This is a genomic window from Limnospira fusiformis SAG 85.79, from assembly GCF_012516315.1.
Taxonomy (GTDB): domain Bacteria; phylum Cyanobacteriota; class Cyanobacteriia; order Cyanobacteriales; family Microcoleaceae; genus Limnospira; species Limnospira fusiformis.
Genome location: NZ_CP051185.1, coordinates 687,184 through 711,275, shown reverse-complemented (window position 1 = coordinate 711,275; position 24,092 = coordinate 687,184). Strand labels below are relative to the sequence as shown.

Sequence of the window (24,092 nt, the reverse complement as noted above, 5' to 3'; positions counted from 1 at the left end):
GGATTTCATAATTGTTTCATAAAATATCCGTGACACTAATTTCCGAGCCTGTGGATTCTTCCCCAAATCAGTCTAATAGCCTTCCTGTGAGTCCTAACTTTCAGGAACAACCGTTAAATGAAACTACCATAATTGACCCCGCGCGCCTCCCAGGTGACTCTTCCACACAGCCAGATATGGTTTCGGGTGCGGCTGAATCTATCAAAGTTTGGGCGATTTTTACTTCGACATTTTTCACCATCTTTCTGGCGGAAATGGGGGATAAAACCCAGATTACTACCTTATTAATTACGGCGGAATCTCATAATCCTTGGGTGGTGTTTTTGGGCGCGGGAAGCGCTTTAATTACCACCAGTTTATTGGGGGTTTTGCTAGGTCAATGGTTGGCGCGTCATATTCAACCCCAAACTTTAGAACGGGCGGCGGGATTGACTTTGTTAGTGATTTCTGCTATCATATTCTGGGAGGTTTTCCACTAAGTGATTGGCTGGTAAAATTAAATACTGAATATCAATGGATTTACAACTGTTAGGACTGAGTTTTATTACGGTATTTTTATCGGAGTTGGGAGATAAAAGCCAAGTAGCAGCGATCGCCCTAAGTGGTACGACCAAATCCCCTAAAGCCATCTTTTTTGGGACAGCATCAGCCCTAGTCCTGGCTAGTCTGATAGGGGTGTTGGTAGGTCAGGGTGTGGCGGAAATTTTACCGACTCAATGGGTGAAAATGGCGGCGGCGATCGGCTTTGCAATTATGGGAACTCGCCTATTATGGAATAGTAGCAAACCCACCGAAGATTAACCTACTTTAACCCTCTACCTTGGCTTTCATGGACTCGTCAAAGTGCCATCAGATTCCGATGACCTGTGTTAAGATGAAATTCCATGCCAATTATTTACTGTTTGTCTAGCTATGATTAACCTAAGTGGTGATATTCATTCCCTTTCCGACTTCCAGCGCCATACATCTGAATTTATAGCACAGATGAAAGAAACTGGGAAACCTATTGTCTTGACTGTAAACGGGAAAGCTGAATTAGTCGTCCAAGATGCTGTATCCTACCAAAAATTGTTAGACATGATGGAATATTTGGAAACACTTGCGGCGATTAAACAAGGATTAGCTGATGTCAACGCCGATCGCACTTCTTCTCTAGCAGAATTTCAACAGAAAATGCAGGAAAAATATGGAATTTCAAGTTAGGCTGAGTCGTCAAGCAGAAATTGAAATTGAAGCAGCCTACCAATGGTTCAAAGAACGAACCCCTGACTATGCTGATCAGTGGTTTCGCGATTTGATGAATAGAATGGCGACCCTACAAAAACAGCCCCGGCGCTGCGCTTTGGCTATAGAAAATGATGTTTTTCCTGAAGAAATTAGGCAACTTCTCTACGGTAAAAAACAGCCAAATATTTATCGTATTCTGTTTGTGATTCGAGATGATGTGGTTTATGTGCTTCATGTCCGCCATTGTAGACAACCCCCATTAACTGCTGAAGATGGCGATAACCAAGTATAATCTCTCCCCAAGCCACCAATTAAGGCGGTTAAATTGTATTCCTCATCACAACCTCATGGGGGGTTACATTTCATTTCACCCTTTTAATCAATTTCTCGGCGACCCACCACGCACCAACTGCACAAATAATACTCGCCACCAATGCTATAATAAACGGGTGGGGAGGTAGCCAAAAGCGATCGCTATCAGGACGCTCCCAAGGTTCAGTGATTAACCCGGAAGTTGAAGCGACGATCGCACCCGCCGCAATTCCCACACCCACCGCTTGGATATGGTTTTGTAGGTCCCCGTTAGCCTTTTGTTGTTTTCTGTAGTAGTCCGCTTCCGCTTGTTGGCGTTGGCGATCGCATTGTGCTTGGTCAATTTCCACAATGGCGCGAATAGAGGCGATCGCCTGGGAAATTAACCCCGTCCCCTGTTCAAAATAACTTAAATCCGCCGCAATTTGACCCCGGAATTGGGGCGCTGTTTGTTCCCCGAAGTGTCGCCAAAACGATAGTTCTTCCTTATCGGTTCCTAGTGTAGCACAAATCCGCTCGATTGTCTCATTATAATTGTTAAGATTTATGTTAATTGTATTCAATAAATCCTTAATTTTGCGGAGGAGGCGATCGTAAATCAAAGAATCAGCCGCTAGTTGTTTTAACTGAGTTTTAAAATGTTGGAGATAGGCATTATTTTCCGGGTCAGGTGTTGCCGCATCAATTTGGGATTGAATTGCGTCTAAAGTCGGGTCTAGGCTGAGATAATATTGTTTAAGTTGTTGATAAATTTCCCGGCTATCTTGAAACGCTTTCGTGACTTTATGGCGATATAAAAATAGGTCAAAGGTCAACTGAAAGCACTTACCTAGAGTTGTATCTGCGATTTCATCACGGAATAGCCAGACCAGAATATGGGGGGATTTATCCGGTTCGCGGGGGTTGCCATATTCAAAAATAGGACTCCCAAATAATTCCCCCAGACGGGATGGGGAAGTCTTTTGATGGAATAAAGCCTGATAGGATTGATTGGCTAATTCCGTCAATTCCGAACCTTGCAAATCTTGATTTTCCGGGGTCAAATGGAGGGTTAACAGGAGAGTTTGTCCGAGAAAATAAGGAGTTTGGGGAAAGGGTAAAATCTGGTGAGGGTTGAACTGTTCCACCGCCAGAATTTCCACAATGTTGGTGGTGTCGGTATCATCATAGCCAATATTCAGAAAAACCCCATAACTGTCTTGAATTTGGACGGGTTGGATAAAGCCTTCGATATCGGGAGAGTCCGTGAAGGTGAAGGAAATCTGCTTTTTAGGTGGGGTGAGAAGGATACGATTTTGGGTGATGTGAAGATGCGGGGTTAGCCGGGTGTCAGTGAGGTGAGACAAAAGGCGATCGCAATTTGACCATAGAGGATGAGTCTCTCCCTCTGTGTCATCTTCCCGGAGATGATAAGCGCATAAATAGAGATTAGGGGCGAAAATGCGATCGGTCATTATTTTTCCTCAAGGCGTGTAGGTTGGGTGGAATGCAATGTAACCCAACATTTTACCCAGATTTGTTGGGTTGTAGGTTGGACCGAATGGAATGTAACCCAACATTTTACCCAGATTTGTTGGGTTGCGCTGTCGCTTCACCCAACCTACGATTTTAAGGTTGTAGGTTGGACCGAATGCAATGTAACCCAACATTTTACCCAGATTTGTTGGGTTGTAGGTTGGACCGAATGGAATGTAACCCAACATTTTACCCAGATTTGTTGGGTTGCGCTGTCGCTTCACCCAACCTACGATTTTAAGGTTGTAGGTTGGACCGAATGCAATGTAACCCAACATTTTACCCAGATTTGTTGGGTTGTAGGTTGGACCGAATGGAATGTAACCCAACATTTTACCCAGATTTGTTGGGTTGCGCTTCGCTTCACCCAACCTACGATTTTAAGTTCAACGGCGAGGGTTAGTTGCCATTGGGGTTCCTTGACAATGAGGCAGAGCGAGGATCTAGGTTGATTGACCGGTTCATGCAGAGAGTGCTACCGTCGAGGCTAATTATTATCGAAAGTGGTAAAATAAATTGAGTAAGTAGGTAGGCAAAATTAAATGTAAAATAGGTTTAACCTGTGTAACCTTTAGTGGTCAAGGGTTTCAGGATTTAACAGCTTACCGCATTTCACAAATCATTAGTCCCTCCTACTTATAAAGTTGGTGGCTTTTTAGATAGGTGACATCTGAGTTGGTTATGGAAGATTTTGCTGGTGCGTGTTTAGCAAGAAAAAAAGATGCTGAGGCTCTACTGAAGCTACAAGACCACAATATAGCCGCTTTGCATCTGGGTGGCATTAGTATTGAGTGTCGTTTAAAGTCATTGCTCGCTGACTATCATAGCATCAGTGAATGGGATGAAAAAAGTCGCAGAAAGAAAGACTCTATGTTTAATCAGCAGATCCATAATCCAGGACATAGTTTGACAACAGCCCTACGCCATATGCCAGAATTATTCAAATTGGCAAAATCAGATCAGCAACTTCTAAAGCACCTAAACTGTCTGATTTACCCTCTTGGTGCAACCTCTGTTGATTATATCGGTTTACGTTATGTAGATCAGGCATCATCCATTCAGCGGGATGAGTGGAAAAAGAGCTTTGATTATGTTTATGGTTGGCTAGAAAAGAATGAGGTAAGAATTGGATGAATCCCTCAAAACTGCGTGAGGAACTGAAGCATAAATTCTCCCATAATTTTCAACTGGATGTTGGAGATGGTGGTTTTGTTTTGTTAACCGTTATTGCCGAAAAGTTTAATGGAAAGAGTAGGGCAGAGCGATTACAAGAGGTTGAACCATTAATTAAAAAAGCTGATTTATCCGTTGGCATCATTGAGTTATATACTCCTGATGAAGCAGTCGAGCAAGGGATAGCACTATCAGATACAAACAATGATATTCCGACATCATGGCAAAAAGCTGTGGATATGTTAGCATCGGGCAAAACTTTTTCCGAAAAAGACAGTCATCGGATCAAGCGTGTCGTATTTTATTCTTACAAGGGGGGGGTCGGTAGAACTACCGCATTAATCCAAACTGCTTTTCAGTTAATGCGTTCTGGCAAGCGAGTTGTTATTGTTGATATGGATGTTGAGGCACCGGGATTACATACTTTACTCCCTCCTCAAAAAGTCACTTTAAAACTAGGTTTAGTCGATTATTTATGGGAACGCCAAACTTGTTTTTTAAATGAAGTTCATCAACCTCAAGTTGAGTTGGGGGGCGAGGAAGGCATTATCTATAGCGTCACCGATTCACATTCTAAACGTCCTTTATTTGTTGTACCTGCGGGAAATATTGGGCGTAGATATGTGCAACGATTATCACTGTTGACGACTACACACCTTTTTGATAAGGCTGATGATCCATGGTTGCAGTTTGAGCAGGAACTTTGGGAGCAGTTTCAACCTGATATCATGCTGATTGATGCACGAACAGGCCTCAATGAATGGGGCGGTTTCACCTTGTTAGGGCTGGCAGATGATATTTTTATCGTCTTATATCCTAGTGAACAAAATGCTGAAGGTGTTCGTTTTGTGAAAAACACTTTAAATGAACTGAGTCATGCTGATGTCAAATTAGTGTTATCCCCTGTTCCTGAAGGTATCATTGGCGCTAATTTAGTTGAAAATATAAAAGACTCTTTAGAGTTAACTAATGATCAGCAAAAAGAACTGTTCCAAATTCCTTATCATCCTAATATCGCGGGTGTAACTCAGTTTCCGGTTGAGACTGCTTTGCCTTACTACGCTCCCATTGCAAATTATTTACTCGAAAAAAGTAGTGTATTAGAAACTGACGCACTAATTAATCCATCTAACCGTTTAAGTTTACTTAGATCTTTATCCTTTTCAGAACGTGATGCTGCTAGTATTTTAGACAATGATTTTGATAAAATTTTTCAAAAGACAACTGATTTTGAGCGTTGCTTGGACGATGCTGTTTGGGTAATTCGGGGGCGGAAAGGTACAGGTAAGTCAACGCTATACACCTTATTTACTCAGCATCGTGAAAATGCTGAAAAGTATGCACGGGGTCGGCTAGAAAATATAACCATATTGTCAGGCCACGGCAATAGTGACCAATTTAGACCCACAGGTGATGTTTTTGCTCAAATTCACCAAAAGCTTGATGAACATCAAAAAGATTGGTTATCCTTATGGCGGGCTTATGCTGTTATTCGGATTTATCGTTCAGTTCCTGAATTCCTTGAAATATTGAAGCAGGATAAATTTAAAGGTTTGCGGTCTCGATTAAAATATAACTTTTCCCTAGATAGGTACAATATTTGGGAAGCAAAACATACTGATAAACTGGTTGAATTTGTCACGGATGACGATTTAAATTCCTGTTGCCGAGATGCTTTGAGTTATTACGATCGCTCCTTGGGTAAAGTTGCACAAAAAATCTGGTTACTTTATGATGATTTAGATCAGGATATTCAAGAAAATAGTCCTTACCAACAAGCCGCATTGGGCGGGTTTATGCGTCTAATTTACGATTTCAATAATCAAGGTTTATATCATATTCGTTTTAAAGTATTTTTGCGAGAGGATATCTGGAGTAATTTGATTTTCACCAATAAAAGTCATTTTGGTGAAGCACGTACTTTACTATTGCAGTGGGGAAAAATTGATTTTTTGCGTTTAGCCTATCGTTTAGCAATTGGGGGGTCTATCGATTTCAAAATGCTTTCTAACCGTGTTCGGCCCCTAACGGATAATGAGATTGATGAAGCCAGTGAAGATGCTTTACGTCAAGCATTGGGGCCGTTATGGGGTTTGAAGGTTCAAAAGGGCAAAAATGCTTATGTGTCTCAATGGGTGTATTCCCGGTTAACTGATGCCAGTAACAACACTTATCCGCGTTCTTTAAATATTTTACTGAAGAAAGCCAGAGAGGTAGAGTTAGCCGCACCAACCAAAAATGTAGCGAGTAATCGTTTATTAGGTTGGAAGTCTTTAACTGAGGGTTTGGAGGCTGCTTCTCAAGAACGGTGTGATGCGATCAAAAATGAATATCCAGAATTCTTAGCATTTTTTGAGCGTATGAATAAATTAAGTTCTTTGTTTAATGTGGAAGAGTTAGAGCCTTTATGGCGGGATAGTGTTGCTACTCAATCTAATTGGTCTTTTGAAAATTTCTTAAAAAGATTGCAGCAAATTGGTTTGATAGCTGAAAGAAGGAATAAAAAGCGTTATGGCTATGCTGTGGCTGATTTATACGTTTATGGGTTTGGCGTTAAGCGGAGGCAGGGGCAGCGAAAATAGTTATTTTCGTTTTGGCTGAATTTGTTGGTTGGCGCTTTGTAGGTTGGACCGAATGGAATGTAACCCAACATTTTACCCGGATTTGTTGGGTTGCGCTGTCGCTTCACCCAACCTACGATTTTAAGCGCTTTGTAGGTTAGACCGAATGGAATGTAACCCAACATTTTACCCAGATTTGTTGGGTTGCGCTGTCGCTTCACCCAACCTACGATTTTAAGATGGAACTTTAATAAATTCCGAGTTCAGGTCAATTTGCCAATTTTCATCAACAAATTCTAGGTTTTCATCATAGACTAACATCAGTTCCGCGATAGAAATGGGAGGGTTAGTGGTTTCGAGATTGAGGGTAAATTTCAGTTGAATGCGGCGTTTATCTCCGTTGAAAATCACCCCACTGCTGATTAATTCGGGCGACAGAGGACGAGGGAGGGTGATATTTTCATAAAAGCGATCGCATTCATCCCAATAGCCGGATATTTGATAATCACATAATGCCAAATGCTCCCAAACCAGAGCATTAGCATCAATACCCTTAACAACCTCTGATAAATTTTCCCAAACCGGATGTTTATTGAAAGTTGCCATAAAAACCATCAAGATTAACCCTCTTTTTTGCCCATTTTCGGGGCGCGGGTTAGCAGAATTTCCGTAATTTTCGGATAGAGATTTATATAAGCCGTGTCCTCTGTATTGGGGGAATCGTTATCAGAACCTTTTAGCTTCCTTTCCCCCAACTTATCCATCACTTTTTGAGTCAGTTGAGGATAGGAAGCACACCATTTCCCCAGTTCATTCGCCAATTCCAAATCCGACTTATCTTGACAAGCTGCTAAACTATCGTTAAGCTGATCTAAGCCTTCGATAGCGCCTGAGCTTTGCCAAATATTATCGGGGTTACTGTCCCACACTTCCAGAAACGCAGCAATTAAATCTTGGGGATTCATTGGGGATTCTTCCTCATACAATACAGGTCAATTTATCTGTCCAATGGCGCAAAATGCAGCCCAGAAGTAAGGAGATGAAAAGGGCTTACTTTCGGCGGTCTTCCCCCATTGTAAGGTAAATTTCATTTGCCCTCGCCGTTCCTCACTAATCACGGCACAGCTATCAATCCAGTCTAACAAATCTTGCACCGTCGCTTCCCGCAACCATTTCTGAGTCTGCTGCAACGCCAGAACCACCGACAGTTCCGGTTGCTGCTGGAGAGTTTGATAAAACTGAATCATAAAAATCGCCGTAGAGATATCCGCTACCGCCCAAAGGGTACTCACCACATTGGGAGAACCCGCGAAAATGAAGCCACTGGGTAAACCGATATATTCATCACTGGTGGAGGTGAGGTCCGTGATACCCGTTTCGCAGGCGGAGAGGGTGACGAGACGGCAGTTGGTCAGGTCAAGGCGTAAGATATCCTCTAAAGTCAGACATTTTTGCAGGTCCAGCAGTTTGTTGTCTTTTAGAGGCAGATAGCGGCTGGGGTCATCCGTTGGGGGAGGGGGCGTAAATTCGCTTTTAGCCAGGATGAGGGCGGATTTGAGGGCATCTTCAAAGTTGAAGTAGCCGTGACAGGAGAAGTGGACACAGTGGGCATTTTTCAGGGTTTCGGCATCAATGGCGGCTTTTTCGGCTTCGTCATGTTTGAGGACTTGGTGGGGGTGAAACAGGGATTGGATGGCTTCCACTTCCATATCCGTGAATTGGAGGTCTTCGGTGGGGTTTTGGATAGCGAAGAGTTGGTTAAAGTGCGGGCGTTGCCGATTTTGGGCTTGTTGCAGAACTTGGCAGTTGGGGGCGTATGCGACTCCCTTGGGGAAGAGGTCTTGGAGGGGCGCAATGCTTGCGCCCGGGTTGTTTGCGCGATCGCCGGGAATTGGGCGCTGCTCCGAAATCAGGATTAAACCGTTAACCCCTGAACTTCGGCAACTTGATCAGGTGTTTTGCTGTATCATTGGCAACAGGGACGAATTCAACGGGAAGCGGATGTTAACTTTTGGGTTGACGATGTTCTTGTTGGCTACATTACGCTTCTGGCTGACTTCTGATGCTGAGTTAGAGGTTATTGGTCGCCAGTGGCTTTTGCTGTTAGACTACTAGAAAGGAAAGTTAAGTCGAATGAACTATAATGTTATAGCTTTAGCTTGTGAATCACTAAGTTATAGAGAGAAATTACGTCTGGCACAATTGCTAATACAGGTGGCCAGAAAAGAAGAAGAAAATGCCAACCCTCAAAATAGAATTGAGATAATTGAGGCAACAACCGATCAGAATACTACGGGTAAGGAAGCCTCAAAAGATATGAACACTATCGAATATATTGAAAACCGGCTATTGAAGTTAAAACCCACAAAAATAAAATCTCTAACGAATTCAATTAAATCTATGTATCAATTTCAAGGTGGAATTTCTGATGATGACATAAATGAAATCATTTTGGATTTACAAAAACGTAATTTTATAAATATCGAACAAAATCGGGTGATCTATTTACAATGAAGCGTTAATGTATGGTTTGCATAATCAAGAAAGATTCTATAAATATATGGAAATTCAGGGGGCAATTTCCTATTTTTTCGCCAGATGTGCCAGGGTATTAAGGGGGTATTTTAAGATTTATCCAACGGAGCAGTAAGTCGCTATGGTTTTATATAAATTGGAATGCCGGGGAACAGTGAACCGGGAACAAAAGAAGGATTGAAGACAATTTGACTAACTTGTGAATATCCCGTTTAAATGCGTATTAGCTTATTGGATACGGAGTTTTTTGTCGGAAAAAGCGAAGTATGGGCAACCCAGAGCAAAACCCGTTTTCTGGGATTATACGATAAAATATAGGCCAAATAGAGAAACTGTTGCTGTCGCCACTACGCATTAAATTTGAGATCGCACAGGATTTTTCCCTGGTTCATCCATAGCAAGGCATCAGGTCGGGAACTGTCGGGAACACCACCCCATTTTCCCCCGTGTCCCAGCCTCAGAAACCGGGTTTCTTTGTTAAATCTTTGTGAAAGAATCGAGATGCTGCTAGAAACCCGGTTTCTTTTGCCCGACTACCCAGAAACTGGATAGCTAAAGATTTCTGATTTTGCGTAACTCCTCCAAAAACTCCTCCCGCGTCACGGACCCTAAAACCTCGCGCCGTTCCTGAGTATAATCTCCTTCCAACCTAATTTGTTGCAAAAAGCGAATCGCATCAGACTGCCCCAAATGATTGACTAAAATCTGATAGCCCTTTTCTCTTAACTCTAGTGCGTTCATCATCAACGACTCCTGTTTACTGCTCCTGTAAAACCTCAATCAGCCACACCACCGGATTACGAATAGCCACCTTTAATTGTAGTTCATGCCTGCGAGCCGTCATTGAGCAAGCGATCGCCCGTAGAAAGAAAAATATCCGCCCCAGACGCTTCTGCACAAGCCAGATGAAAAGAATCAAAAAGCCCAAACCCCAAACCTTCTAGTTGTCGTGAACGTTCCTCAACTGCCTGATTGATTTCCTGCATTCGTGTTGCTAATGCCAAGACATTAAAGATGCTGGCTTTTTTATCCAGATTCCGCATTTTTTCCAGTTCCACGAGAATGGCTTCACTGGAAATTAGTTGCCATTCTCCCGTGCGAACCCGTTCCAAAATACTTAAAACTGAGCCTCCCTCTAGCCGAACCCGCTCCTGCACCCAGTCATCAAAGGGGCGATTGAGACAACACACATCTAAATATACCGCAACCATCACACCCCCTGCAACTGAGCCGCCACTAACTCGCACACCTGCACAAACCCCTCATCCACTAACTCACTGGACTGGTTAAGGACATCATTTTCCTCCCCACTGGGACAGTTGAGGAGTTCTTGAATCAGGGCGAGATAAGCCTGCGATCGTTGTTCATCCATAGCCGCGCACCGGGTAGGGGATAGCACCCCGATTTTACCCTATTCCCGCGACTCAGAAACCGGGTTTCTTTGTTAAATCTTTGTGAAGCAATAGAGATGCTGCTAGAAACCCCGTTTCTTTTCCGGCGGCTAGAAGCCCGGTTTCTTCCCTGAAAAGATGAGTTATAATAATCCAACAGACTCCAATCACCTGAAAACTCAACCCTGACTATGACCCGGCAACCTACTCAAAATCAGCCCCAGGCAATCGAAGCACGAGTCACCAGCTTGGAAATCGAACTCACTCAAATTAAACAAGTCTTAGCCACCGTCACCTCCCCACAACAACCCTGGTGGGAACGCATTGCTGGGAGTCACGCCAACGATCCGACCTTTGAAACGGTGATTCAACTCGGACAAGAATGGCGCAAAACGGCTCAATAAAGTGAGGCAAATCGGATGTATATTTTGGATACGGATCATCTGAGTCTCATTCAACGCAATGGTGAACCCGGTCAACGGATTTTGGCAAAAATAGCAACCGTTGAGAATATTCAAGTTGCTGTCACTATCATCACTTATGAAGAACAAATCAGAGGAAGACTCAGTTTTTTGTCCCAAGCGAAAACAGTTGAGCAACAAATCATCGCTTATGAAGGACTGCAAAAAACGGCAAAGGACTATTGTCTTATCCCCATTTTACCCTTCGATTATCCTGCCGCAGTCGAGCATCAACGCCTCCGCAAAACCTACCCCCGTTTAGGCAATATGGACTTGAAAATTGCTGCCATTTCTCTGGTTCAAAATGCCACCCTCCTAACGTGCAACCAGTCTGATTTTGGCATTATCCAAGAACTCTCCATCGAAAACTGGTCAATCAACGGTTCTGGAATCAGGGATAAATAAGCGGGCGATCGCTCTTCATCCATAGCCGCGCACCGGGTAAGGAATAGCACTCCCATTTTACCCCATTCCAGACACTCAGAAACGGGGTTTATTTCTTAAATCTTAGTGAAGGAATCGAGATGCGGCTAGAAATCCGGTTTCTTTTCCAGCGGCTCAAAACTCAGTTTTCTCTGACAAGATGGGTTATAATCATCCTGATGCTCCAATCATCTGAAAACTCAACCCTGACCATGACTCGGCAACCTACTGAAAATCACCCCCTGGCGATCGCCGCACGAGTCACCCGCTTGAAAAATGAATCGCACTGGTGGTTTAATTGTATCAGCAATTTAAGTTAAGATCAAGCCCTTAATTACTCATATCATCTTGATTAAAATGACTCGAAAAATCAACCTTGAACTTCCCGACGATCTGAGCCAACGTTTAGAATCCAAAGCTCAAATCATCAACCTCTCTTTAGAAGCAATGATCTTAAAATCATTAGAGGACTTAGCTACCCAACCTGACGATCCAATTGCCGCACTGATTGGCACATTAAGCGCTGAAAATAACGATATTGCATCTCGCCACGACGACTATATTGGCGAAGCCATTTATTCACGGGAGTTGCCCAGTGAATAATAGTGTATTTGTTGATACTTCTGGCTGGGCCAACTTATTTATCAAAGAGGTCAATTCCATCATATTCATGGACGAGTCGATTTCTCATCCCGTTAATCACTGACCAAGGAATTGTAGTCAAGCGATCGCGAGTCGGTTCAGAAACTCGTTTTGCTGCTTCACCAATCAGTGAAAGTCTCCGAATTATCGCATCTTGCAATTGTAAATCAGTCGCTAAATCTTCCCGCGATCGCCCAGAAATATATTCCGTCACGATTTCGGCGGATTGCAGCATATCAAGCAAGGATTGAACATCCCGTTCCATAAATCACCCGTGCAGAAGATAGAATGGCTTGGCGACGCAGATAGTTCCGACTATTCTCAATTCCCTTTCGAGTTATTAAATCAACATCGCGCTCAAATAGTTGTTTGAGTTCCTCTTCCATCTCAGCTAAATCAAACAGGGTGGGATGGGCTTCGGGATGAAATTGTACCATAACATCCACATCACTATTCCCATGAAAATCATCCCGCAGAATCGAGCCGAATAAGGCAAACTCGGTGACTTTCCACTTTTGGCAAAATTCAGCAATTTCTTCCATCGGCAGTGCGATCGCAGTCTGAATCATGTCAACATTAACATCCAATTCGCCTAAGTCCATCATCGGCAAAAATATCATCACCCTCTAAGTCTATCCCCTCGGCAGAAGAGGCGATCGCGAAACGCATCAAACGCCTTATGATTATGACCGTCTTCGACCAAATCACGCACCTTGTCGCTCAACCGAGAATTTCCCATAAAAAACCGGAGAACCGTATGAGTATCCAGGAGTAACCGCATTAAATATAGTCCTGAAAATCATCCAAGGGTTCATCAAAATCATCCCGGAGGGAAATCCGGTCTTTATCGCACCCAAATAAAGGGGGACGCGGCTGAGGTGATAAAACGGGAGCAATTTTAATGGTTTGCTGATTATTTTTACTGATGATAATTTCTTCTCCGGCAAAAGCCATTTCTATCAGTTCCATAATTTGCGGTAAGGCTTGGTTAATATCAATAATTTTCATCGCTTATCCTTCCTCGTTCATCTATAACCTAGCACCAAGGAATAGCACTCGGGTTATTTTACCTCATTCCCAAACCTCAGAAACCGGGTTTCTTTCTTAAATCTTTGTCAAGCAATAGCGATGCTGCGAGAAACCCGGTTTCTTTATCTAAGCCAACCAATTTTCAAGGGTTAATCCATCAAAATCAGCGAAGTCTGAGACATTACGAGTCACTAGAACCAAATCGTTAACCCTGGCGATCGCTGCAATCTGTCCATCCGGGTAGGAAGGTGTTCGACCCAAAGTGGTCAATCTCGCCCGTTCAATGGCAAACCATTCCGCCGCCCGATCGCAGTAGGGCAGAATAATCATTTTATTCTGGATGACCTGGGTTAAGTAATGAGACAAAAGTCTTTTTCGTCGCGACTCGGGCAAGCGATGAAACCCATAAAGAAGCTCATGCCATGTCACTGATGCGATCGCTGATTCTGGCAAATTGTGTCGAAACTGCGCTAAAAAAGCCGGATTGGGCTGGAGCTTAATACTTTCTGAAATAATGTTAGTATCTAGGAGAAATTTCATCCTCATCACCACCCGGGCTTTTCAGGAGTGGGGGTGTCGTCCCGAACATTGGCAAAAATATCATCAACTTCTAAGTTTATCCCCTCGGCTACAAGGCGATCGCGAAACGCATCAAACGCCTCTAAAATCCCCTCTGATTTCGCCGAAACAATTTTAGCAACAGGTTGGTCTGCCTGAAAAATCACAAAACTTTCTCCAGCTTGGGCGCGTTGCAGATAATTGCTTAAATTTTGACTTACTTCTTCTAGGGTGATTTTATTCATCAATTAACCTCGCCACTAACTAGCCGGACGAATCTAGTTCATATTTTACCCGATATTACCAAAACCGAACCCTCAGAAACGGGATTGGTTTGTTCAATCTGGGTGAAGGAATCGAGAGACTGCCAGAAACCCGGTTTCTTTTGCCAGAACACCCAATTATCAATTATCAATTATTTCGTCGTATTGGGTGCTGTTGTCTGTTGGCTGTTTTTTCATGGTCAGCAGAATCTCATTTAAGGATGTTTGGTCGAGAAACTGATGGCGTTCTTGGGTATAGTCGCCTTGACCATGAGTAAAGTATTGAATAAACCGGATTGTATCAACAACTCCCAAGGAATTGATTAGGACTTGATAGCCTTGTTTGATGATTTCTTGTTGTGTCTTGCTCATAATTGCTTTTTATTTGGGGTTGACAGTCATTAGCCATTGTACGGGATTTTGGATGGCAACATTTATCGTTTTAATATTTCGCTTTGCTCTGTTTATTAGGCGATCGTCTGTGGATAAAAATACATCGGCATTACTTCGCTCTGCACTAGCAATATGGGTGGCATCATATCCAGAAAATCCTAGTTTTACAGGTTCTTTAAGGCGATTCTCGGCTGGGTTTGATTATCAAATGGACGATTGAGACAGCAAGCATCTAAGTAAATTCTGAGGCGATCGCTCATATTAGGCGAGTTCTCCCGGTTAAATTCCTGCATCACTCCCTGTTTTATGGCTTGGGAACACCATCCCGATTTTACCCATCCCCGCGACTCAGAAACCGGGTTGATTTCTTAAATTTTTGTTAAGGAACAGAGATGCTGCTAGAAACCGGGTTTCTTTTGCCCAACCCCCCAAAAACCCGACTACTCAAGATTTCTGATTTTGCGTAACTCCTCCAAAAACTCCTCCCGCGTCACCGACCCTAAAACCTCGCGCCTTTCCTGGGTATAATCTCCTTCCAACCCCATTTGTTGCAAAAAGCGAATCGCATCAGACTGTCCCAAATGACTGACTAAAATCTGATAGCCCTTTTCTCTTAACTCTAATGCGTTCATCATGAAAAATTCCTGTTTACTGCTCCTGTAAAACCTCAATCAGCCACACCACCGGATTACGAATAGCTACCTTTAATTGGTGTTCATGTCTGCGAGCCGTCTTGAGCAGGGGCGATTGAGACAACACACATCTAAATATACCGCAACCATCACACCCCCTGCAATTTGCCGCTACCAACTCGCACACCTGCACAAACCCCTCATCCACCAACTCCAGATGACTGTTGAGGATTTGCAGTGCTTCCCCCGGACAGTTGAGGAGTTCTTGAATCAGGGATAAATAAGCCTGCGATCGCTCTTCATCCATAGCCGCGCACCGGGTAGGGTATAGCACTCCCATTTTACCCCATTCCAGACACTCAGAAACGGGGTTTATTTCTTAAATCTTGGTGAAGGAACACCAGATGCTGCCAGAAACCCGATTTCTTTTGCCCAAACCCGCTATTTTAGAGATTTGATGCACAATTCGGCTACATTCCCGTTAAAATAGATGGCATCCAACCCATTAAATTACCCCCTTATGGCACTGACCCGAATTACCCCAGAGGGAACCGCAACGATTCCCCCAGAAATTCTCGACTGGCTGCAATTAAAACCGGGAGACCCGATTAATATCGCCATTTCTCCTGATGGCAAAGTCTATTTAGAACCCGTCCCCAAAGCGGCTAAAATTGATGTCCGTACCTTATCGGGTTGTCTCTACGATCCAGACAGAAAACCCGTTTCTCTAGCGGAAATGGAACAAGCCATTGCTGAAGGGGCAGGAGAATCGATGTGAAAGGTTTGGATACCAATGTCATCGTCCGCTTTCTAGTCCGAGACGATGAATCACAATGGCAGCAAGCGGATCGATACATCAATCAAGCCCTAGAAAATCATCAAACCTGCTTGATTAATAATATTGTCCTTTGTGAAGTTGCTTGGGTATTACGCAGTCGGTATAAAATTAAGCGAGACCAACTCATTACTATCCTAGAAACTCTCTTAAATACCAATATTTTTGTATTTGAAAATTCCGATGATATCGCTTGGGCAATTAATCAAATGAAGTCGGGAAATGCTGATTTTTCTGATTATTTGATTGTTCGCATCAATCAACAGGCTGGCTGTGATGAAACCGCATCGTTTGATGTCAAGCTAGGGCAATTATCCCAGGTTTACCGGCTGGGTTCATAAACTCTCAGAAACCGGGTTTCCTTCTTGATTTTTTGTGAATAAACACCAGATGCTGCTAGAAACCGGGTTTCTTTTGCCCAACCCCCCAAAAACCCGACTACTCAAGATTTCTGATTTTGCGTAACTCATCCAAAAACTCCTCCCGCGTCACAGACTCTAAAACCTCGCGCCTTTCCTGGGTATAATCTCCCTGTCCACAACCCATTTGTTGCAAAAATCGAATCGCATCAGACTGTCCCAAATGACTGACTAAAATCTGATAGCCCTTTTCTCTTAACTCTAATGCGTTCATCATGAAAAATTCCTGTTTACTGCTCCTGTAAAACCTCAATCAGCCACACCACCGGATTACGAATAGCTACCTTTAATTGGTGTTCATGTCTGCGAGCCGTCTTGAGCAGGGGCGATTGAGACAACACACATCTAAATATACCGCAACCATCACACCCCCTGCAACTGCGCCGCCACCCACTCGCACACCTGCACAAACCCCTCATCCACCAACTCCAGATGACTGTTGAGGATTTGCAGTGCTTCCCCCGGACAGTTGAGGAGTTCTTGAATCAGGGAGAGATAAGCCTGCACTCTTTGTTCATCCATAGCCGCGCACCGGGTAGGGAATAGCACTCCCATTTTACCCCATTCCAGAGACTCAGAAACGGGGTTTATTTCTTAAATTTTGGTGATGCGATCGCTATCCTACCAGAAACCGGGTTTCTTGTCTTTCAAGAATCTATGTGCTAAACTGAAATAGCACTGAAGAAAAATGAGAGCCATATTTATGCAAATCCGAGGCATTAAACGCGGTAAAACTATCGAGCTAACCGAAAATATTGCGGTCCCTGACGGCTCTGAAATTATCCTGGAAATTAGCCCACCCATCCCCCCGACACCAGAAGAACATTGGCAGCAATTATGTCAACTATTTGGTGCTTGGTCAAACCAACCCGATTTAGATGCTACCTTTACAGCGATCGCTCAACAACGCCATCAAAACCACGGTCGAGAATTATTTAATCTTGATTGATTTATGTATTTGCTAGATACTAACGTATGTATCGCTTTACTTAAAAATCATCCCAATGCTGTAGCCAAATTCGCCCAGCATTTTCAATCGTCTTGTCTGAGTTCTATTGTGGTTTCCGAACTCTACAAAGGGGTTTATTGCTCACAAAAAATAGAACAAAACTTGGCTAAATTACAACAGTTACAGTTTATGAGTCTATTTTATCACAAATAGAGATAGCACCCCTATTGTCCCCCGAAACCGGTTTAATTTCTTAAATCTTGGTGATGCGATCGCTATCCTACCAGAAACCCGCTTTCTTTGAGAAACCCGGTTTCTTGACACCCCACCGAGAAACCCGCTTTCTTTGAGAAATGTTGGCTAATTTAGGATTAGTCACAATCAATTACCTCGGATATTTGGGATAGGGTGAATCGGCTGTAAAAAGGTTTCTGGAAGCCTCCCTAATTATTCAACCGAGAAGGGGTGAGGAAATAGATAAACTTATACCAACCCCCGTTGGTTCACTTGCGCCTAACAGCAGAGTCCCTGGGTGGCGTGAGAGGCTGGGGTTGAAGTAAGCTACTGGAAGGCAAAAATGGCGGGAATTTGTTAACATCAGAAAAATGTTAGTTGAGCAACCCGAGTCCCATGGCGTTAAAGAGCGATCGCATTGTCATTGTGGGCGCTGGATTTGGTGGTTTAACAGCAACCCGCCTCCTAGCTAAGGCGGGCGCGAATGTGTTGCTAATCGATCGCAACTGCTACCATACTTTTATACCCCTACTGTATCAAGTAGCCACCGGGTTACTATATCCCCACCAAATCGTTTATCCCCTCCAGTCAGCATTCAAAAAATATCCCAATGTCGAATTTATCCAGACTAACGTTGACCGGATTAATTATGAATATCAATGGGTAGATACAGATCACGGACAAATCAGATATGATATTCTCGTCATCGCTACCGGAAGCCGTCCCCAATTAGATCACATCCCTGGGGCTGCTAAATATAGCTTAACTTTAAATACCCTAGAAGATGCGGCGGTTGTGCGCCATCATATCGTCGATCGCATTCGCCGGGCTATTTTAGAACCTGAACCCATTGATCGCGCCCGGTTATTGACATTTGTGATTGTTGGTGGCGGTCCGACCGGGGTAGAATTGGCCGGAGGTTTAATCGACCAACTCCGCGCTTTGTTAGGTTGGCGGCGGTTATTCCCCCTGGCGAAGGTGATTTTAGTACATTCCGGCGATCGCCTACTTCCCAACTTTTCCCAGGGGTTTAGCGCCTATTGTGAACGTCATTTACGCCAATTGGGGGTATCTGTCTGGTTAAATCGTCGGGTTTTGCGGGTCAACTCCCAGGGGGTAGAATTAGACACCGGAGAAGCGATCGCCGCCCCAACTATTATCTGGACAGCAGGGGTACAAGTCGATCATCCCAGCCAGCTTGACCAAATCTCTACCGCCGCCAAGGGTAAAATCATTGTGGAACCGATTTTACGAGTTCCCGATCATCCTAAAGTATATGCGATCGGAGATGTGGCTTTTCTCAGGCCTGATCATGGTCTTAGCGGTATCGCCCCGGAAGCTATCCAACAGGGGGAAGCGGTGGCGACCAATATTTTGCATCAGTTACGGGGAACATCTCCGCAACCTTTTCGTTATATTGATAAAGGCAAGGCTGCTATTATTAGTCGCTATGCTGGGATTTTGTCATGCGATCGCCTCAATAACACCGGATTTTTGGGTTGGCTAACTTGGTTAGTGATTCATATGTGTTATCTACCGGGATGGCGCAATCGCTTAACAGTCGGCTATAACTGGTTCTGGGATTGTGTTTTAGGACTGAGACTGCTAAAACCGATTATCCGCCCTTACCGGGAAATTGCCTTTTTAAATAGTCCTGATCCGGCTATCGAGTTTTTTAAGGATAAATCCCAAAGAAAGCGATCGCATTTGTTGTCTCAAGATAATTGGATTATGAATTATATTCCCCTAATTGGACGAGCATTTTTAGCCACCATTTTTATCAATTCATCCGTTAGCAAAATCTTGGATTTCGCCGCTACCGAGGAAATGATAGCATTGCGGGGATTGCCACATCCCAATTTAATGCTATTAGGAAATATTGTGTTTCAATTAGTGGGGGCTTTTTCTTTAATTCTAGGTTATAAAACCCGTTGGGGGGCGATTATTTTGATATTATTTTTAATCCCCACCACCCTAGTTTTCCACAATTTCCTAGATGATCCTGCTCAGAAAACGGCATTTTTAAAGAACTTAGCCCTAATTGGTTCTTTAATGATGGTTTCCTACTTTGGCCCAGGACCTGTTAGCTTAGATGAGAGGGTATAAGCCAAGGACCCAGCAATCATCGCGATTATAAACAATACCGGGTTAAGAATACCTAAAACTAGGGCGGTAATGGCGGGACCCGGACAGTAGCCAGCAATACCCCAGCCAATGCCAAAAATAGCGGCTCCCATGATTAAAGTGGGGTCGATATCTTGGCGAGTAGGTAGATAAAATTTGTTGGAAAATAGGGGGTGAGGAAGACGGAGGACAAACCGAAAAGCGATCGCTGTCACCCCCACAGCGCCGCCGAGGACAAAGATTAAAGTAGGGTCCCAAACTCCCACAAGATCCAAAAATCCCAAGACGCGATCGCGATCCATCATTTGGGATAAACCCAGCCCGAAACCAAATAAAATCCCAGAAACCAAGACAATTATATTTTCTTTGAGGTTCATAAAATTACACCCCTAAAACATGACGCATGATAAATACAGTAATAAAAGCAGTGGTCATAAATGAGAGAACTGCTATCAGCGATCGCATAGAAAAGCGACCCAAACCACAAACCCCATGACCACTGGTGCAACCGTTACCCATACGAGTACCAAACCCCACTAGAAAACCACCAATAATCATTAATAAAGGTACGGAATTTGACGGGGGAGTTGGTGGCGATGGAAATCCATATTCATAAATAGCAGCACCAGCTATTAAACCCAGAATAAATAGCCATCGCCAAGCCTCCTGGGATTTAAAAGTAATCGCCCCATTAACCATGCCGCTAATGCCAGCAATCCGACCATTAAAAGCCAATAATATGGTAGCACTCATACCAATTAAAACCCCGCCCATTAATGCACTTATCCAGTTAAAATCAGCCATATTACCTCCTGAACGATTAACACTGTTTCACCCTCTCAATTATCATGATTGTGAGAGTTTTTCAGATGTGCAACTATCAAGAACGTCTAATATTGAAACAGCACCAATTCTGTCGCTTCCAGAGAGTGGCGACGATCCAGCCATGTTGTTCTAACAAATCAGCGATCGGTTTAGCCTGTTCTAGCAAAATACCACTGAGAACCCCCCAACTATTAGGTTTAGTCAGACAGTCCAACTGAGGAATTATATCCATAATCACCTCAGCCAAAATATTGCATAAAATCCCATCAACAGGTCCTTTAGCACGCTTAATCAACTCCTCAACACTTCCCACCTCACTAATCATTTGTTCTGGGGATATATGGTTAAGGTCGCGGTTTTCATTAGCCGATCGCACCGCTAAGGGGTCAGTATCGACACCATAAACCTGAGTCGCCCCCAATAGGATCGCACCAATACCCAAAATTCCCGAACCACAACCGATATCAACAACAGTGATCGGATTTTCCCCTAATATTCCCAAACGCATTTCTAGGGACTCCAAGCAAAGCTGAGTAGTAGCATGGGCTCCGGTACCAAAAGCCACCCCAGGGTCAAGACGTAAAATAAGGCGATCGCTATTTTCGGGGGGAGTTAGCCAAGCCGGATAAATCCAAAAGCGATCGCCAATTTCCGTTGGTTCCCAATGCTGCTTCCAACTACTAGACCAGTCTTCCTCATCAATGAGATCCCATTGCACAATAGGGATAGACATTTCCATACACAAAGCATCCTGGCGCAGCAAAATAGATAAAGCCGCCAGGTCCAAAAGATGAGCTTGTTCTTCTGGTAAATAGGCACAAATCAAACAAGACTGATGTTTAGTTTGACTGGCTGTTCCCCGAAAGCCAAAATTTTCGAGTCGCCAGAAGACAGTTTCTTCTAGGTTCAAATCACAGACTACTCGAATTTCCCACCAGCTATGTGCCATATCAGTTACTTTTGGGGCCAGACAATATGCGAGCATTTAGCTCACTAGAAGTATGGGGATAATTTATCCCACTAGAGGTAGTGTGAGCATCTGATTCTCCACTTTCTCCAGTCTAGTCTGCCAGGAGCCATTAAGTCCAGCACCCTAATTTCCTTGAGTTTAGAGAGTTACCGTATAGGCATCCCGGATACCTGCTACTTTCATGATCTCACTCAACAGTCCGTCCGGCAATGGGTCATCTAAACTTAAAACCATCACCGCCTCTCCCCGTACAATTTTACGACCGACCTGCATACTAGCAATATTGACATTAAAGCTACCCAGCAGCGACCCGATTTTACCGATAATTCCCGGCATATCTCGGTGGAGAGTAAATAACATATAACGAGTCGGGGGTACGTTAATGGGGAAATCATCAATATTTGTCACCCGAATTTCCCGATCGCCCAATAGAGCCCCCGTCACCGAATGAGTACCTAAAGATCCCTTAGCTTCCAAATGCAGAGAGCCGGTATAGTCACAGACCGAAGCATCCCTAGTTTCAATGACCCGAATACCGCGTTCTTTGGCTTCAATGGTAGCATTAACATAATTAACCCGCTCCCGCAGAGCCTGAGATAACAAACCTTTCAGAGCCGCTACCACCACCGGTTTACTATCGCGATTGGCTAAATCCCCTTGTAAACGGATATCCAAGAAATCGACCCTACCTCCTACCAATTGGCTGACCAAATTTCCCAAGGTTTCCGCCAGTTGTAGATAGGGCTTGAGTTGTTCGAGAGCATCGGGATACAACCCAGGAATATTGACCGCTGAACGAGCTGGTAAGCCCAACAATACATCTCTAATTTGTTCAGCTACATCAATGGCTACATTAACTTGAGCTTCTTCTGTGGATGCTCCTAAGTGGGGAGTGAGGATCACCTTTTGACCCAACTCCCGCAGGGGGGAATTTTCCTCTAGGGGTTCGTTTTCATAAACATCTACCGCCGCCCCAGCAATTTGATCATTTTTCAGAGCTTCTGCTAAAGCTACTTCATCCACAATACCCCCACGAGCGCAGTTAATGATACGAGCTGTGGGTTTCATTTGAGCCAGAGCCTGTGCATTAATTAAATGATAGGTCTCCTCAGTTTTCGGCATATGTAGACTGATATAGTCTGACTCGCGGATCAGTAAATCTAAATCTACTAACCGACAGCCTAACTGTTCGGCGCGATCTTGGGAAATAAATGGATCATAGGCTAGTAATTTCATCCCCATAGCTTTGGCGGCGGAGGCTACATGGGAACCGATTTTACCCAGTCCCACAATCCCCAGGGTTTTTTTGTAAACTTCTACCCCAATAAACTGTTTGCGATTCCACTGGCCGCTTTTTACGGATACATTGGCTTCGGGAATATGGCGCGATAGGGCTAACATCATGGCTATAGCGTGTTCGGCAGCGGCGATCGTGTTACCTTGGGGGGAGTTAACTACGACAATTCCTTGGCGGGTGGCGGCGGGAACATCCACGTTGTCCACCCCCACACCAGCCCGACCAATAATTTTCAGCTGAGTACCCGCTTCTATTATTTCTTTGGTGACACGAGTACCAGAACGGATCATCAGGGCATCATATTCGGGAATAATCTTTACCAGTTCCTCAGCAGGTAGTCCGGTTTTGACATCCACCTGAGCCACCTGAGAGATAATGTCAAGTCCAACTTGATCAATCGGATCAGATACAAGAACCTTAGGCATGGTTGGGCTAATAAATTGCAACTGTAGGGGATTAACCACAACTTCCTTGATTTAAGGATTCGTGGTAAATTGAGAGAGTCTGTTGATGCAGATCTCGATCGCGGTAAAAATACCGCAGTGAACTATTCTAGCGTTAAGGGGGACGACCTACCACAAATTGTTCACAAAAATTTAGTAAATTTAGTTTGGATTGTCCCCAGCATCATGGCCCTTGATAATTAACCACAGAATTATGGTAAATTTACCAACCTTAACAGGGGGATCATGAAACCTAGTGACTAACAGAATTGCAGCCGTATATCCAATAATCTAATCATCATATATGAACTACCTAATTGCTGTTTTACCCGATCGCATTCAAGCTGAGGCTGCCTATTTGGCTTTAGAAAAAGACGAAATCCCAATCACTCAAGTGAGTATTTTAGGCAGAGGATACAAAAGCGCTGATGAGTTTGGCTTGATTGACCCCTATGATCCGGCCCGCAAACAGGTTAAACTTATGGCTAGTTGGTTGATTCCTTTTGGCTTTGTGGCTGGCTACACCTTTAGCTTAATCACGGGACTTAATACCTTTGCTTGGGCGGGGGAAATTGGCGATCATTTCATCGGTGGCATTCTGGGGGGCATTTCTGGGGGACTCGGTAGCATTCTCGCTGGCGGCGGGGTAGGCTTGATTATTGGCGGGGGAGATGCTGTACCCTATCGAAATCGCCTCAATGCTGGTAAATATCTAGTTGTGGTTCAAGGTTCGGAAACTTTAGTCCGTCAAGCTACCCGCACCCTCAAACAATTTAACCCGGAAAATATCCAGGGTTATAGTATCTGAAAAAGGCAGCAGGATCCGATAGCTTACCTAGCAGCTTGCACAATTACGGTTAGCTGTGCAAGCTGTTGGCTTG

At 43.9% G+C, this 24,092-nt stretch carries 42 protein-coding genes; 19 read left to right on the top strand and 23 right to left on the bottom strand.

The annotated features are described in order from the left end of the window. The first annotated feature begins 50 nt into the window (after positions 1 to 50). The 4 genes from HFV01_RS03470 to HFV01_RS03455 all read left to right on the top strand — a co-directional run bounded on the left by HFV01_RS03470 (position 51) and on the right by HFV01_RS03455 (position 1,519). On the top strand, positions 51 to 479 hold the full coding sequence (locus HFV01_RS03470; RefSeq protein WP_006623730.1) for a TMEM165/GDT1 family protein: 429 nt from the start codon (positions 51 to 53) through the stop codon (positions 477 to 479). Positions 480 to 513: 34 nt separating this feature from the next. Continuing rightward, positions 514 to 801: a TMEM165/GDT1 family protein gene (locus HFV01_RS03465; RefSeq protein WP_006623729.1), complete on the top strand. Its 288-nt coding sequence runs from the start codon at positions 514 to 516 to the stop codon at positions 799 to 801. Positions 802 to 912: 111 nt separating this feature from the next. Further along, a complete protein-coding gene (locus HFV01_RS03460; protein ID WP_006623728.1) occupies positions 913 to 1,203 on the top strand; it encodes a type II toxin-antitoxin system Phd/YefM family antitoxin in 291 nt (96 codons plus the stop codon). Next, on the top strand, positions 1,187 to 1,519 hold the full coding sequence (locus HFV01_RS03455; protein ID WP_006623727.1) for a type II toxin-antitoxin system RelE/ParE family toxin: 333 nt from the start codon (positions 1,187 to 1,189) through the stop codon (positions 1,517 to 1,519). Before HFV01_RS03460 ends, HFV01_RS03455 begins: the two co-directional genes overlap by 17 nt. Positions 1,520 to 1,589: 70 nt before the next feature. Here HFV01_RS03455 and HFV01_RS03450 read toward each other — a convergent pair whose 3' ends face one another. Next, positions 1,590 to 2,993, bottom strand: coding sequence for a hypothetical protein (locus tag HFV01_RS03450; RefSeq protein ID WP_193520833.1), 1,404 nt, complete (start codon positions 2,991 to 2,993; stop codon positions 1,590 to 1,592). Positions 2,994 to 3,002: 9 nt separating this feature from the next. Then, positions 3,003 to 3,425 (bottom strand): hypothetical protein, encoded by a 423-nt coding sequence (locus HFV01_RS03445; RefSeq protein ID WP_193521353.1) that lies wholly within the window; start codon positions 3,423 to 3,425, stop codon positions 3,003 to 3,005. A 310-nt stretch (positions 3,426 to 3,735) separates the two neighbouring features. Between HFV01_RS03445 and HFV01_RS03440 the strand changes: the two genes are divergently transcribed. Then, positions 3,736 to 4,188 carry a hypothetical protein gene (locus tag HFV01_RS03440; protein ID WP_006623724.1) on the top strand — a complete coding sequence of 151 codons (453 nt, stop codon included), beginning with the start codon at positions 3,736 to 3,738 and terminating at the stop codon, positions 4,186 to 4,188. After that, entirely contained in the window at positions 4,185 to 6,809 is a 2,625-nt protein-coding gene (locus tag HFV01_RS03435; RefSeq protein WP_193520832.1) for a P-loop ATPase, Sll1717 family, read from the top strand. The genes HFV01_RS03440 and HFV01_RS03435 overlap by 4 nt, the downstream gene beginning before the upstream one ends. A 213-nt stretch (positions 6,810 to 7,022) precedes the next feature. Here the strand turns inward: HFV01_RS03435 and HFV01_RS03430 are convergent, their stop codons facing one another. From HFV01_RS03430 to HFV01_RS03420, 3 genes are read right to left on the bottom strand one after another with little or no spacing between them, the layout of a single operon-like run. Beyond that, a complete protein-coding gene (locus HFV01_RS03430; protein WP_193521257.1) occupies positions 7,023 to 7,403 on the bottom strand; it encodes a hypothetical protein in 381 nt (126 codons plus the stop codon). A gap of 5 nt (positions 7,404 to 7,408) precedes the next feature. Further along, positions 7,409 to 7,753 carry a hypothetical protein gene (locus tag HFV01_RS03425; protein ID WP_006668545.1) on the bottom strand — a complete coding sequence of 115 codons (345 nt, stop codon included), beginning with the start codon at positions 7,751 to 7,753 and terminating at the stop codon, positions 7,409 to 7,411. A 27-nt stretch (positions 7,754 to 7,780) separates the two neighbouring features. Next, the gene (locus HFV01_RS03420) at positions 7,781 to 8,644 is read right to left on the bottom strand and encodes a CHAT domain-containing protein (protein WP_071776781.1); all 864 of its coding nucleotides are present in this window, start codon (positions 8,642 to 8,644) and stop codon (positions 7,781 to 7,783) included. Here HFV01_RS03420 and HFV01_RS03415 point away from each other — a divergent pair. Together HFV01_RS03415 and HFV01_RS03410 are read left to right on the top strand one after the other, a co-directional pair. Further along, positions 8,643 to 8,903 carry a hypothetical protein gene (locus HFV01_RS03415; RefSeq protein WP_006668547.1) on the top strand — a complete coding sequence of 87 codons (261 nt, stop codon included), beginning with the start codon at positions 8,643 to 8,645 and terminating at the stop codon, positions 8,901 to 8,903. The two genes, HFV01_RS03420 and HFV01_RS03415, sit on opposite strands and share 2 nt — an antisense overlap. An 18-nt stretch (positions 8,904 to 8,921) precedes the next feature. After that, complete coding sequence (locus tag HFV01_RS03410) at positions 8,922 to 9,302, top strand: hypothetical protein (RefSeq protein ID WP_006668548.1); 381 nt, start codon at positions 8,922 to 8,924, stop codon at positions 9,300 to 9,302. A 573-nt stretch (positions 9,303 to 9,875) separates the two neighbouring features. Here HFV01_RS03410 and HFV01_RS03405 read toward each other — a convergent pair. The 3 genes from HFV01_RS03405 to HFV01_RS03395 form a co-directional block, all read right to left on the bottom strand. Further along, entirely contained in the window at positions 9,876 to 10,067 is a 192-nt protein-coding gene (locus HFV01_RS03405) for a hypothetical protein (RefSeq protein WP_006623716.1), read from the bottom strand. An 80-nt stretch (positions 10,068 to 10,147) separates the two neighbouring features. Further along, entirely contained in the window at positions 10,148 to 10,534 is a 387-nt protein-coding gene (locus HFV01_RS03400) for a hypothetical protein (RefSeq protein WP_006623714.1), read from the bottom strand. Beyond that, on the bottom strand, positions 10,534 to 10,722 hold the full coding sequence (locus tag HFV01_RS03395; protein ID WP_006623713.1) for a hypothetical protein: 189 nt from the start codon (positions 10,720 to 10,722) through the stop codon (positions 10,534 to 10,536). The genes HFV01_RS03400 and HFV01_RS03395 overlap by 1 nt, the downstream gene beginning before the upstream one ends. Positions 10,723 to 10,905: 183 nt before the next feature. Between HFV01_RS03395 and HFV01_RS03390 the strand changes: the two genes are divergently transcribed. From HFV01_RS03390 to HFV01_RS03375, 4 genes are all read left to right on the top strand, one after another. Then, a complete protein-coding gene (locus HFV01_RS03390) occupies positions 10,906 to 11,118 on the top strand; it encodes a hypothetical protein (protein WP_006668552.1) in 213 nt (70 codons plus the stop codon). A gap of 15 nt (positions 11,119 to 11,133) precedes the next feature. Beyond that, positions 11,134 to 11,580 (top strand): type II toxin-antitoxin system VapC family toxin, encoded by a 447-nt coding sequence (locus HFV01_RS03385; protein ID WP_006668553.1) that lies wholly within the window; start codon positions 11,134 to 11,136, stop codon positions 11,578 to 11,580. Between the two features lie 197 nt (positions 11,581 to 11,777). After that, positions 11,778 to 11,918, top strand: a complete 141-nt coding sequence (locus HFV01_RS03380; protein ID WP_155839130.1) for a hypothetical protein — start codon at positions 11,778 to 11,780, stop codon at positions 11,916 to 11,918. A 37-nt stretch (positions 11,919 to 11,955) separates the two neighbouring features. Then, positions 11,956 to 12,201: a hypothetical protein gene (locus HFV01_RS03375; protein ID WP_006668555.1), complete on the top strand. Its 246-nt coding sequence runs from the start codon at positions 11,956 to 11,958 to the stop codon at positions 12,199 to 12,201. 34 nt (positions 12,202 to 12,235) lie between these two features. Here HFV01_RS03375 and HFV01_RS03370 read toward each other — a convergent pair whose 3' ends face one another. The 7 genes from HFV01_RS03370 to HFV01_RS03340 all read right to left on the bottom strand — a co-directional run bounded on the left by HFV01_RS03370 (position 12,236) and on the right by HFV01_RS03340 (position 14,462). Further along, positions 12,236 to 12,505 (bottom strand): HepT-like ribonuclease domain-containing protein, encoded by a 270-nt coding sequence (locus tag HFV01_RS03370; protein ID WP_193520831.1) that lies wholly within the window; start codon positions 12,503 to 12,505, stop codon positions 12,236 to 12,238. Beyond that, positions 12,477 to 12,860, bottom strand: coding sequence for a nucleotidyltransferase family protein (locus HFV01_RS03365; protein ID WP_318286146.1), 384 nt, complete (start codon positions 12,858 to 12,860; stop codon positions 12,477 to 12,479). The genes HFV01_RS03370 and HFV01_RS03365 overlap by 29 nt, the downstream gene beginning before the upstream one ends. Next, positions 12,860 to 13,021: a PIN domain-containing protein gene (locus HFV01_RS30115; RefSeq protein ID WP_006668557.1), complete on the bottom strand. Its 162-nt coding sequence runs from the start codon at positions 13,019 to 13,021 to the stop codon at positions 12,860 to 12,862. Before HFV01_RS30115 ends, HFV01_RS03365 begins: the two co-directional genes overlap by 1 nt. Continuing rightward, a complete protein-coding gene (locus HFV01_RS03355) occupies positions 13,021 to 13,248 on the bottom strand; it encodes a type II toxin-antitoxin system Phd/YefM family antitoxin (protein ID WP_006623706.1) in 228 nt (75 codons plus the stop codon). The genes HFV01_RS30115 and HFV01_RS03355 overlap by 1 nt, the downstream gene beginning before the upstream one ends. A gap of 147 nt (positions 13,249 to 13,395) precedes the next feature. Further along, positions 13,396 to 13,809, bottom strand: coding sequence for a type II toxin-antitoxin system VapC family toxin (locus HFV01_RS03350; RefSeq protein ID WP_231296322.1), 414 nt, complete (start codon positions 13,807 to 13,809; stop codon positions 13,396 to 13,398). 5 nt (positions 13,810 to 13,814) lie between these two features. After that, positions 13,815 to 14,072, bottom strand: a complete 258-nt coding sequence (locus tag HFV01_RS03345; protein ID WP_006623704.1) for a type II toxin-antitoxin system Phd/YefM family antitoxin — start codon at positions 14,070 to 14,072, stop codon at positions 13,815 to 13,817. Positions 14,073 to 14,231: 159 nt separating this feature from the next. Further along, a complete protein-coding gene (locus tag HFV01_RS03340; RefSeq protein WP_006623702.1) occupies positions 14,232 to 14,462 on the bottom strand; it encodes a hypothetical protein in 231 nt (76 codons plus the stop codon). Between the two features lie 52 nt (positions 14,463 to 14,514). Here HFV01_RS03340 and HFV01_RS03335 point away from each other — a divergent pair, with 52 nt between their 5' ends. Beyond that, on the top strand, positions 14,515 to 14,703 hold the full coding sequence (locus HFV01_RS03335) for a hypothetical protein (protein ID WP_155839129.1): 189 nt from the start codon (positions 14,515 to 14,517) through the stop codon (positions 14,701 to 14,703). A 220-nt stretch (positions 14,704 to 14,923) separates the two neighbouring features. Here the strand turns inward: HFV01_RS03335 and HFV01_RS03330 are convergent, their stop codons facing one another. Both HFV01_RS03330 and HFV01_RS03325 read right to left on the bottom strand, forming a co-directional pair. Continuing rightward, complete coding sequence (locus tag HFV01_RS03330; protein ID WP_006623700.1) at positions 14,924 to 15,118, bottom strand: hypothetical protein; 195 nt, start codon at positions 15,116 to 15,118, stop codon at positions 14,924 to 14,926. Positions 15,119 to 15,131: 13 nt separating this feature from the next. Beyond that, a complete protein-coding gene (locus HFV01_RS03325) occupies positions 15,132 to 15,455 on the bottom strand; it encodes a hypothetical protein (RefSeq protein ID WP_006623699.1) in 324 nt (107 codons plus the stop codon). A gap of 180 nt (positions 15,456 to 15,635) precedes the next feature. Between HFV01_RS03325 and HFV01_RS03320 the strand changes: the two genes are divergently transcribed. Then, on the top strand, positions 15,636 to 15,893 hold the full coding sequence (locus tag HFV01_RS03320) for an AbrB/MazE/SpoVT family DNA-binding domain-containing protein (protein WP_006668558.1): 258 nt from the start codon (positions 15,636 to 15,638) through the stop codon (positions 15,891 to 15,893). After that, positions 15,890 to 16,291 (top strand): type II toxin-antitoxin system VapC family toxin, encoded by a 402-nt coding sequence (locus tag HFV01_RS03315; protein ID WP_006668559.1) that lies wholly within the window; start codon positions 15,890 to 15,892, stop codon positions 16,289 to 16,291. Before HFV01_RS03320 ends, HFV01_RS03315 begins: the two co-directional genes overlap by 4 nt. A gap of 97 nt (positions 16,292 to 16,388) precedes the next feature. Here the strand turns inward: HFV01_RS03315 and HFV01_RS03310 are convergent, their stop codons facing one another. Then, positions 16,389 to 16,586, bottom strand: coding sequence for a hypothetical protein (locus HFV01_RS03310; RefSeq protein WP_187757758.1), 198 nt, complete (start codon positions 16,584 to 16,586; stop codon positions 16,389 to 16,391). Positions 16,587 to 16,732: 146 nt separating this feature from the next. After that, positions 16,733 to 16,924: a hypothetical protein gene (locus tag HFV01_RS30110; RefSeq protein WP_006623694.1), complete on the bottom strand. Its 192-nt coding sequence runs from the start codon at positions 16,922 to 16,924 to the stop codon at positions 16,733 to 16,735. Positions 16,925 to 17,057: 133 nt separating this feature from the next. On the opposite strand from HFV01_RS30110, the gene HFV01_RS03300 reads away from it, so the two are divergent. From HFV01_RS03300 to HFV01_RS03290, 3 genes are all read left to right on the top strand, one after another. Then, the gene (locus HFV01_RS03300; RefSeq protein WP_273247438.1) at positions 17,058 to 17,318 is read left to right on the top strand and encodes a hypothetical protein; all 261 of its coding nucleotides are present in this window, start codon (positions 17,058 to 17,060) and stop codon (positions 17,316 to 17,318) included. Between the two features lie 3 nt (positions 17,319 to 17,321). Further along, entirely contained in the window at positions 17,322 to 17,531 is a 210-nt protein-coding gene (locus HFV01_RS03295) for a type II toxin-antitoxin system VapC family toxin (RefSeq protein ID WP_008053953.1), read from the top strand. Positions 17,532 to 17,930: 399 nt separating this feature from the next. Further along, positions 17,931 to 19,658, top strand: a complete 1,728-nt coding sequence (locus HFV01_RS03290; protein WP_315690195.1) for an FAD-dependent oxidoreductase — start codon at positions 17,931 to 17,933, stop codon at positions 19,656 to 19,658. Here the strand turns inward: HFV01_RS03290 and HFV01_RS03285 are convergent. The 4 genes from HFV01_RS03285 to serA form a co-directional block, all read right to left on the bottom strand. Next, positions 19,616 to 20,053 (bottom strand): DUF6691 family protein, encoded by a 438-nt coding sequence (locus HFV01_RS03285; protein ID WP_006623692.1) that lies wholly within the window; start codon positions 20,051 to 20,053, stop codon positions 19,616 to 19,618. The genes HFV01_RS03290 and HFV01_RS03285 overlap by 43 nt on opposite strands. A 4-nt stretch (positions 20,054 to 20,057) precedes the next feature. Continuing rightward, positions 20,058 to 20,480: a YeeE/YedE family protein gene (locus tag HFV01_RS03280; protein WP_006623691.1), complete on the bottom strand. Its 423-nt coding sequence runs from the start codon at positions 20,478 to 20,480 to the stop codon at positions 20,058 to 20,060. A 76-nt stretch (positions 20,481 to 20,556) separates the two neighbouring features. Continuing rightward, complete coding sequence (gene prmA, locus HFV01_RS03275) at positions 20,557 to 21,450, bottom strand: 50S ribosomal protein L11 methyltransferase (protein ID WP_006623690.1); 894 nt, start codon at positions 21,448 to 21,450, stop codon at positions 20,557 to 20,559. 159 nt (positions 21,451 to 21,609) lie between these two features. Beyond that, entirely contained in the window at positions 21,610 to 23,193 is a 1,584-nt protein-coding gene (gene serA / locus HFV01_RS03270) for a phosphoglycerate dehydrogenase (RefSeq protein ID WP_006668563.1), read from the bottom strand. 322 nt (positions 23,194 to 23,515) lie between these two features. Here serA and HFV01_RS03265 point away from each other — a divergent pair, with 322 nt between their 5' ends. Then, positions 23,516 to 24,019, top strand: a complete 504-nt coding sequence (locus HFV01_RS03265) for a hypothetical protein (protein ID WP_006623687.1) — start codon at positions 23,516 to 23,518, stop codon at positions 24,017 to 24,019. Positions 24,020 to 24,092: the final 73 nt, after the last annotated feature.

What these genes read in the sequence shown, in the direction of transcription:
- serA (WP_006668563.1), bottom strand. Translation starts at nt 23,193, where the DNA reads ATGCCTAAGGTTCTTGTATCTGATCCGATTGATCAAGTTGGACTTGAC.
- HFV01_RS03350 (WP_231296322.1), bottom strand. Translation starts at nt 13,809, where the DNA reads ATGAAATTTCTCCTAGATACTAACATTATTTCAGAAAGTATTAAGCTC.
- HFV01_RS03390 (WP_006668552.1), top strand. Translation starts at nt 10,906, where the DNA reads ATGACCCGGCAACCTACTCAAAATCAGCCCCAGGCAATCGAAGCACGA.
- HFV01_RS03435 (WP_193520832.1), top strand. Translation starts at nt 4,185, where the DNA reads ATGAATCCCTCAAAACTGCGTGAGGAACTGAAGCATAAATTCTCCCAT.
- HFV01_RS03295 (WP_008053953.1), top strand. Translation starts at nt 17,322, where the DNA reads ATGTATTTGCTAGATACTAACGTATGTATCGCTTTACTTAAAAATCAT.
- HFV01_RS03375 (WP_006668555.1), top strand. Translation starts at nt 11,956, where the DNA reads ATGACTCGAAAAATCAACCTTGAACTTCCCGACGATCTGAGCCAACGT.
- HFV01_RS03280 (WP_006623691.1), bottom strand. Translation starts at nt 20,480, where the DNA reads ATGGCTGATTTTAACTGGATAAGTGCATTAATGGGCGGGGTTTTAATT.
- HFV01_RS03340 (WP_006623702.1), bottom strand. Translation starts at nt 14,462, where the DNA reads ATGAGCAAGACACAACAAGAAATCATCAAACAAGGCTATCAAGTCCTA.
- HFV01_RS03265 (WP_006623687.1), top strand. Translation starts at nt 23,516, where the DNA reads ATGAACTACCTAATTGCTGTTTTACCCGATCGCATTCAAGCTGAGGCT.
- HFV01_RS30115 (WP_006668557.1), bottom strand. Translation starts at nt 13,021, where the DNA reads ATGCGGTTACTCCTGGATACTCATACGGTTCTCCGGTTTTTTATGGGA.
- HFV01_RS03380 (WP_155839130.1), top strand. Translation starts at nt 11,778, where the DNA reads ATGCTCCAATCATCTGAAAACTCAACCCTGACCATGACTCGGCAACCT.
- HFV01_RS03385 (WP_006668553.1), top strand. Translation starts at nt 11,134, where the DNA reads ATGTATATTTTGGATACGGATCATCTGAGTCTCATTCAACGCAATGGT.
- HFV01_RS03310 (WP_187757758.1), bottom strand. Translation starts at nt 16,586, where the DNA reads ATGATGAACGCATTAGAGTTAAGAGAAAAGGGCTATCAGATTTTAGTC.
- HFV01_RS03430 (WP_193521257.1), bottom strand. Translation starts at nt 7,403, where the DNA reads ATGGTTTTTATGGCAACTTTCAATAAACATCCGGTTTGGGAAAATTTA.
- prmA (WP_006623690.1), bottom strand. Translation starts at nt 21,450, where the DNA reads ATGGCACATAGCTGGTGGGAAATTCGAGTAGTCTGTGATTTGAACCTA.
- HFV01_RS03325 (WP_006623699.1), bottom strand. Translation starts at nt 15,455, where the DNA reads ATGGGAGTGCTATACCCTACCCGGTGCGCGGCTATGGATGAAGAGCGA.
- HFV01_RS03450 (WP_193520833.1), bottom strand. Translation starts at nt 2,993, where the DNA reads ATGACCGATCGCATTTTCGCCCCTAATCTCTATTTATGCGCTTATCAT.
- HFV01_RS30110 (WP_006623694.1), bottom strand. Translation starts at nt 16,924, where the DNA reads ATGGGAGTGCTATTCCCTACCCGGTGCGCGGCTATGGATGAACAAAGA.
- HFV01_RS03320 (WP_006668558.1), top strand. Translation starts at nt 15,636, where the DNA reads ATGGCACTGACCCGAATTACCCCAGAGGGAACCGCAACGATTCCCCCA.
- HFV01_RS03415 (WP_006668547.1), top strand. Translation starts at nt 8,643, where the DNA reads ATGCTTGCGCCCGGGTTGTTTGCGCGATCGCCGGGAATTGGGCGCTGC.
- HFV01_RS03425 (WP_006668545.1), bottom strand. Translation starts at nt 7,753, where the DNA reads ATGAATCCCCAAGATTTAATTGCTGCGTTTCTGGAAGTGTGGGACAGT.
- HFV01_RS03410 (WP_006668548.1), top strand. Translation starts at nt 8,922, where the DNA reads ATGAACTATAATGTTATAGCTTTAGCTTGTGAATCACTAAGTTATAGA.
- HFV01_RS03365 (WP_318286146.1), bottom strand. Translation starts at nt 12,860, where the DNA reads ATGATATTTTTGCCGATGATGGACTTAGGCGAATTGGATGTTAATGTT.
- HFV01_RS03455 (WP_006623727.1), top strand. Translation starts at nt 1,187, where the DNA reads ATGGAATTTCAAGTTAGGCTGAGTCGTCAAGCAGAAATTGAAATTGAA.
- HFV01_RS03440 (WP_006623724.1), top strand. Translation starts at nt 3,736, where the DNA reads ATGGAAGATTTTGCTGGTGCGTGTTTAGCAAGAAAAAAAGATGCTGAG.
- HFV01_RS03405 (WP_006623716.1), bottom strand. Translation starts at nt 10,067, where the DNA reads ATGATGAACGCACTAGAGTTAAGAGAAAAGGGCTATCAGATTTTAGTC.
- HFV01_RS03300 (WP_273247438.1), top strand. Translation starts at nt 17,058, where the DNA reads ATGAGAGCCATATTTATGCAAATCCGAGGCATTAAACGCGGTAAAACT.
- HFV01_RS03355 (WP_006623706.1), bottom strand. Translation starts at nt 13,248, where the DNA reads ATGAAAATTATTGATATTAACCAAGCCTTACCGCAAATTATGGAACTG.
- HFV01_RS03345 (WP_006623704.1), bottom strand. Translation starts at nt 14,072, where the DNA reads ATGAATAAAATCACCCTAGAAGAAGTAAGTCAAAATTTAAGCAATTAT.
- HFV01_RS03370 (WP_193520831.1), bottom strand. Translation starts at nt 12,505, where the DNA reads ATGGAACGGGATGTTCAATCCTTGCTTGATATGCTGCAATCCGCCGAA.
- HFV01_RS03335 (WP_155839129.1), top strand. Translation starts at nt 14,515, where the DNA reads ATGGCAACATTTATCGTTTTAATATTTCGCTTTGCTCTGTTTATTAGG.
- HFV01_RS03285 (WP_006623692.1), bottom strand. Translation starts at nt 20,053, where the DNA reads ATGAACCTCAAAGAAAATATAATTGTCTTGGTTTCTGGGATTTTATTT.
- HFV01_RS03465 (WP_006623729.1), top strand. Translation starts at nt 514, where the DNA reads ATGGATTTACAACTGTTAGGACTGAGTTTTATTACGGTATTTTTATCG.
- HFV01_RS03460 (WP_006623728.1), top strand. Translation starts at nt 913, where the DNA reads ATGATTAACCTAAGTGGTGATATTCATTCCCTTTCCGACTTCCAGCGC.
- HFV01_RS03330 (WP_006623700.1), bottom strand. Translation starts at nt 15,118, where the DNA reads ATGATGAACGCATTAGAGTTAAGAGAAAAGGGCTATCAGATTTTAGTC.
- HFV01_RS03400 (WP_006623714.1), bottom strand. Translation starts at nt 10,534, where the DNA reads ATGGTTGCGGTATATTTAGATGTGTGTTGTCTCAATCGCCCCTTTGAT.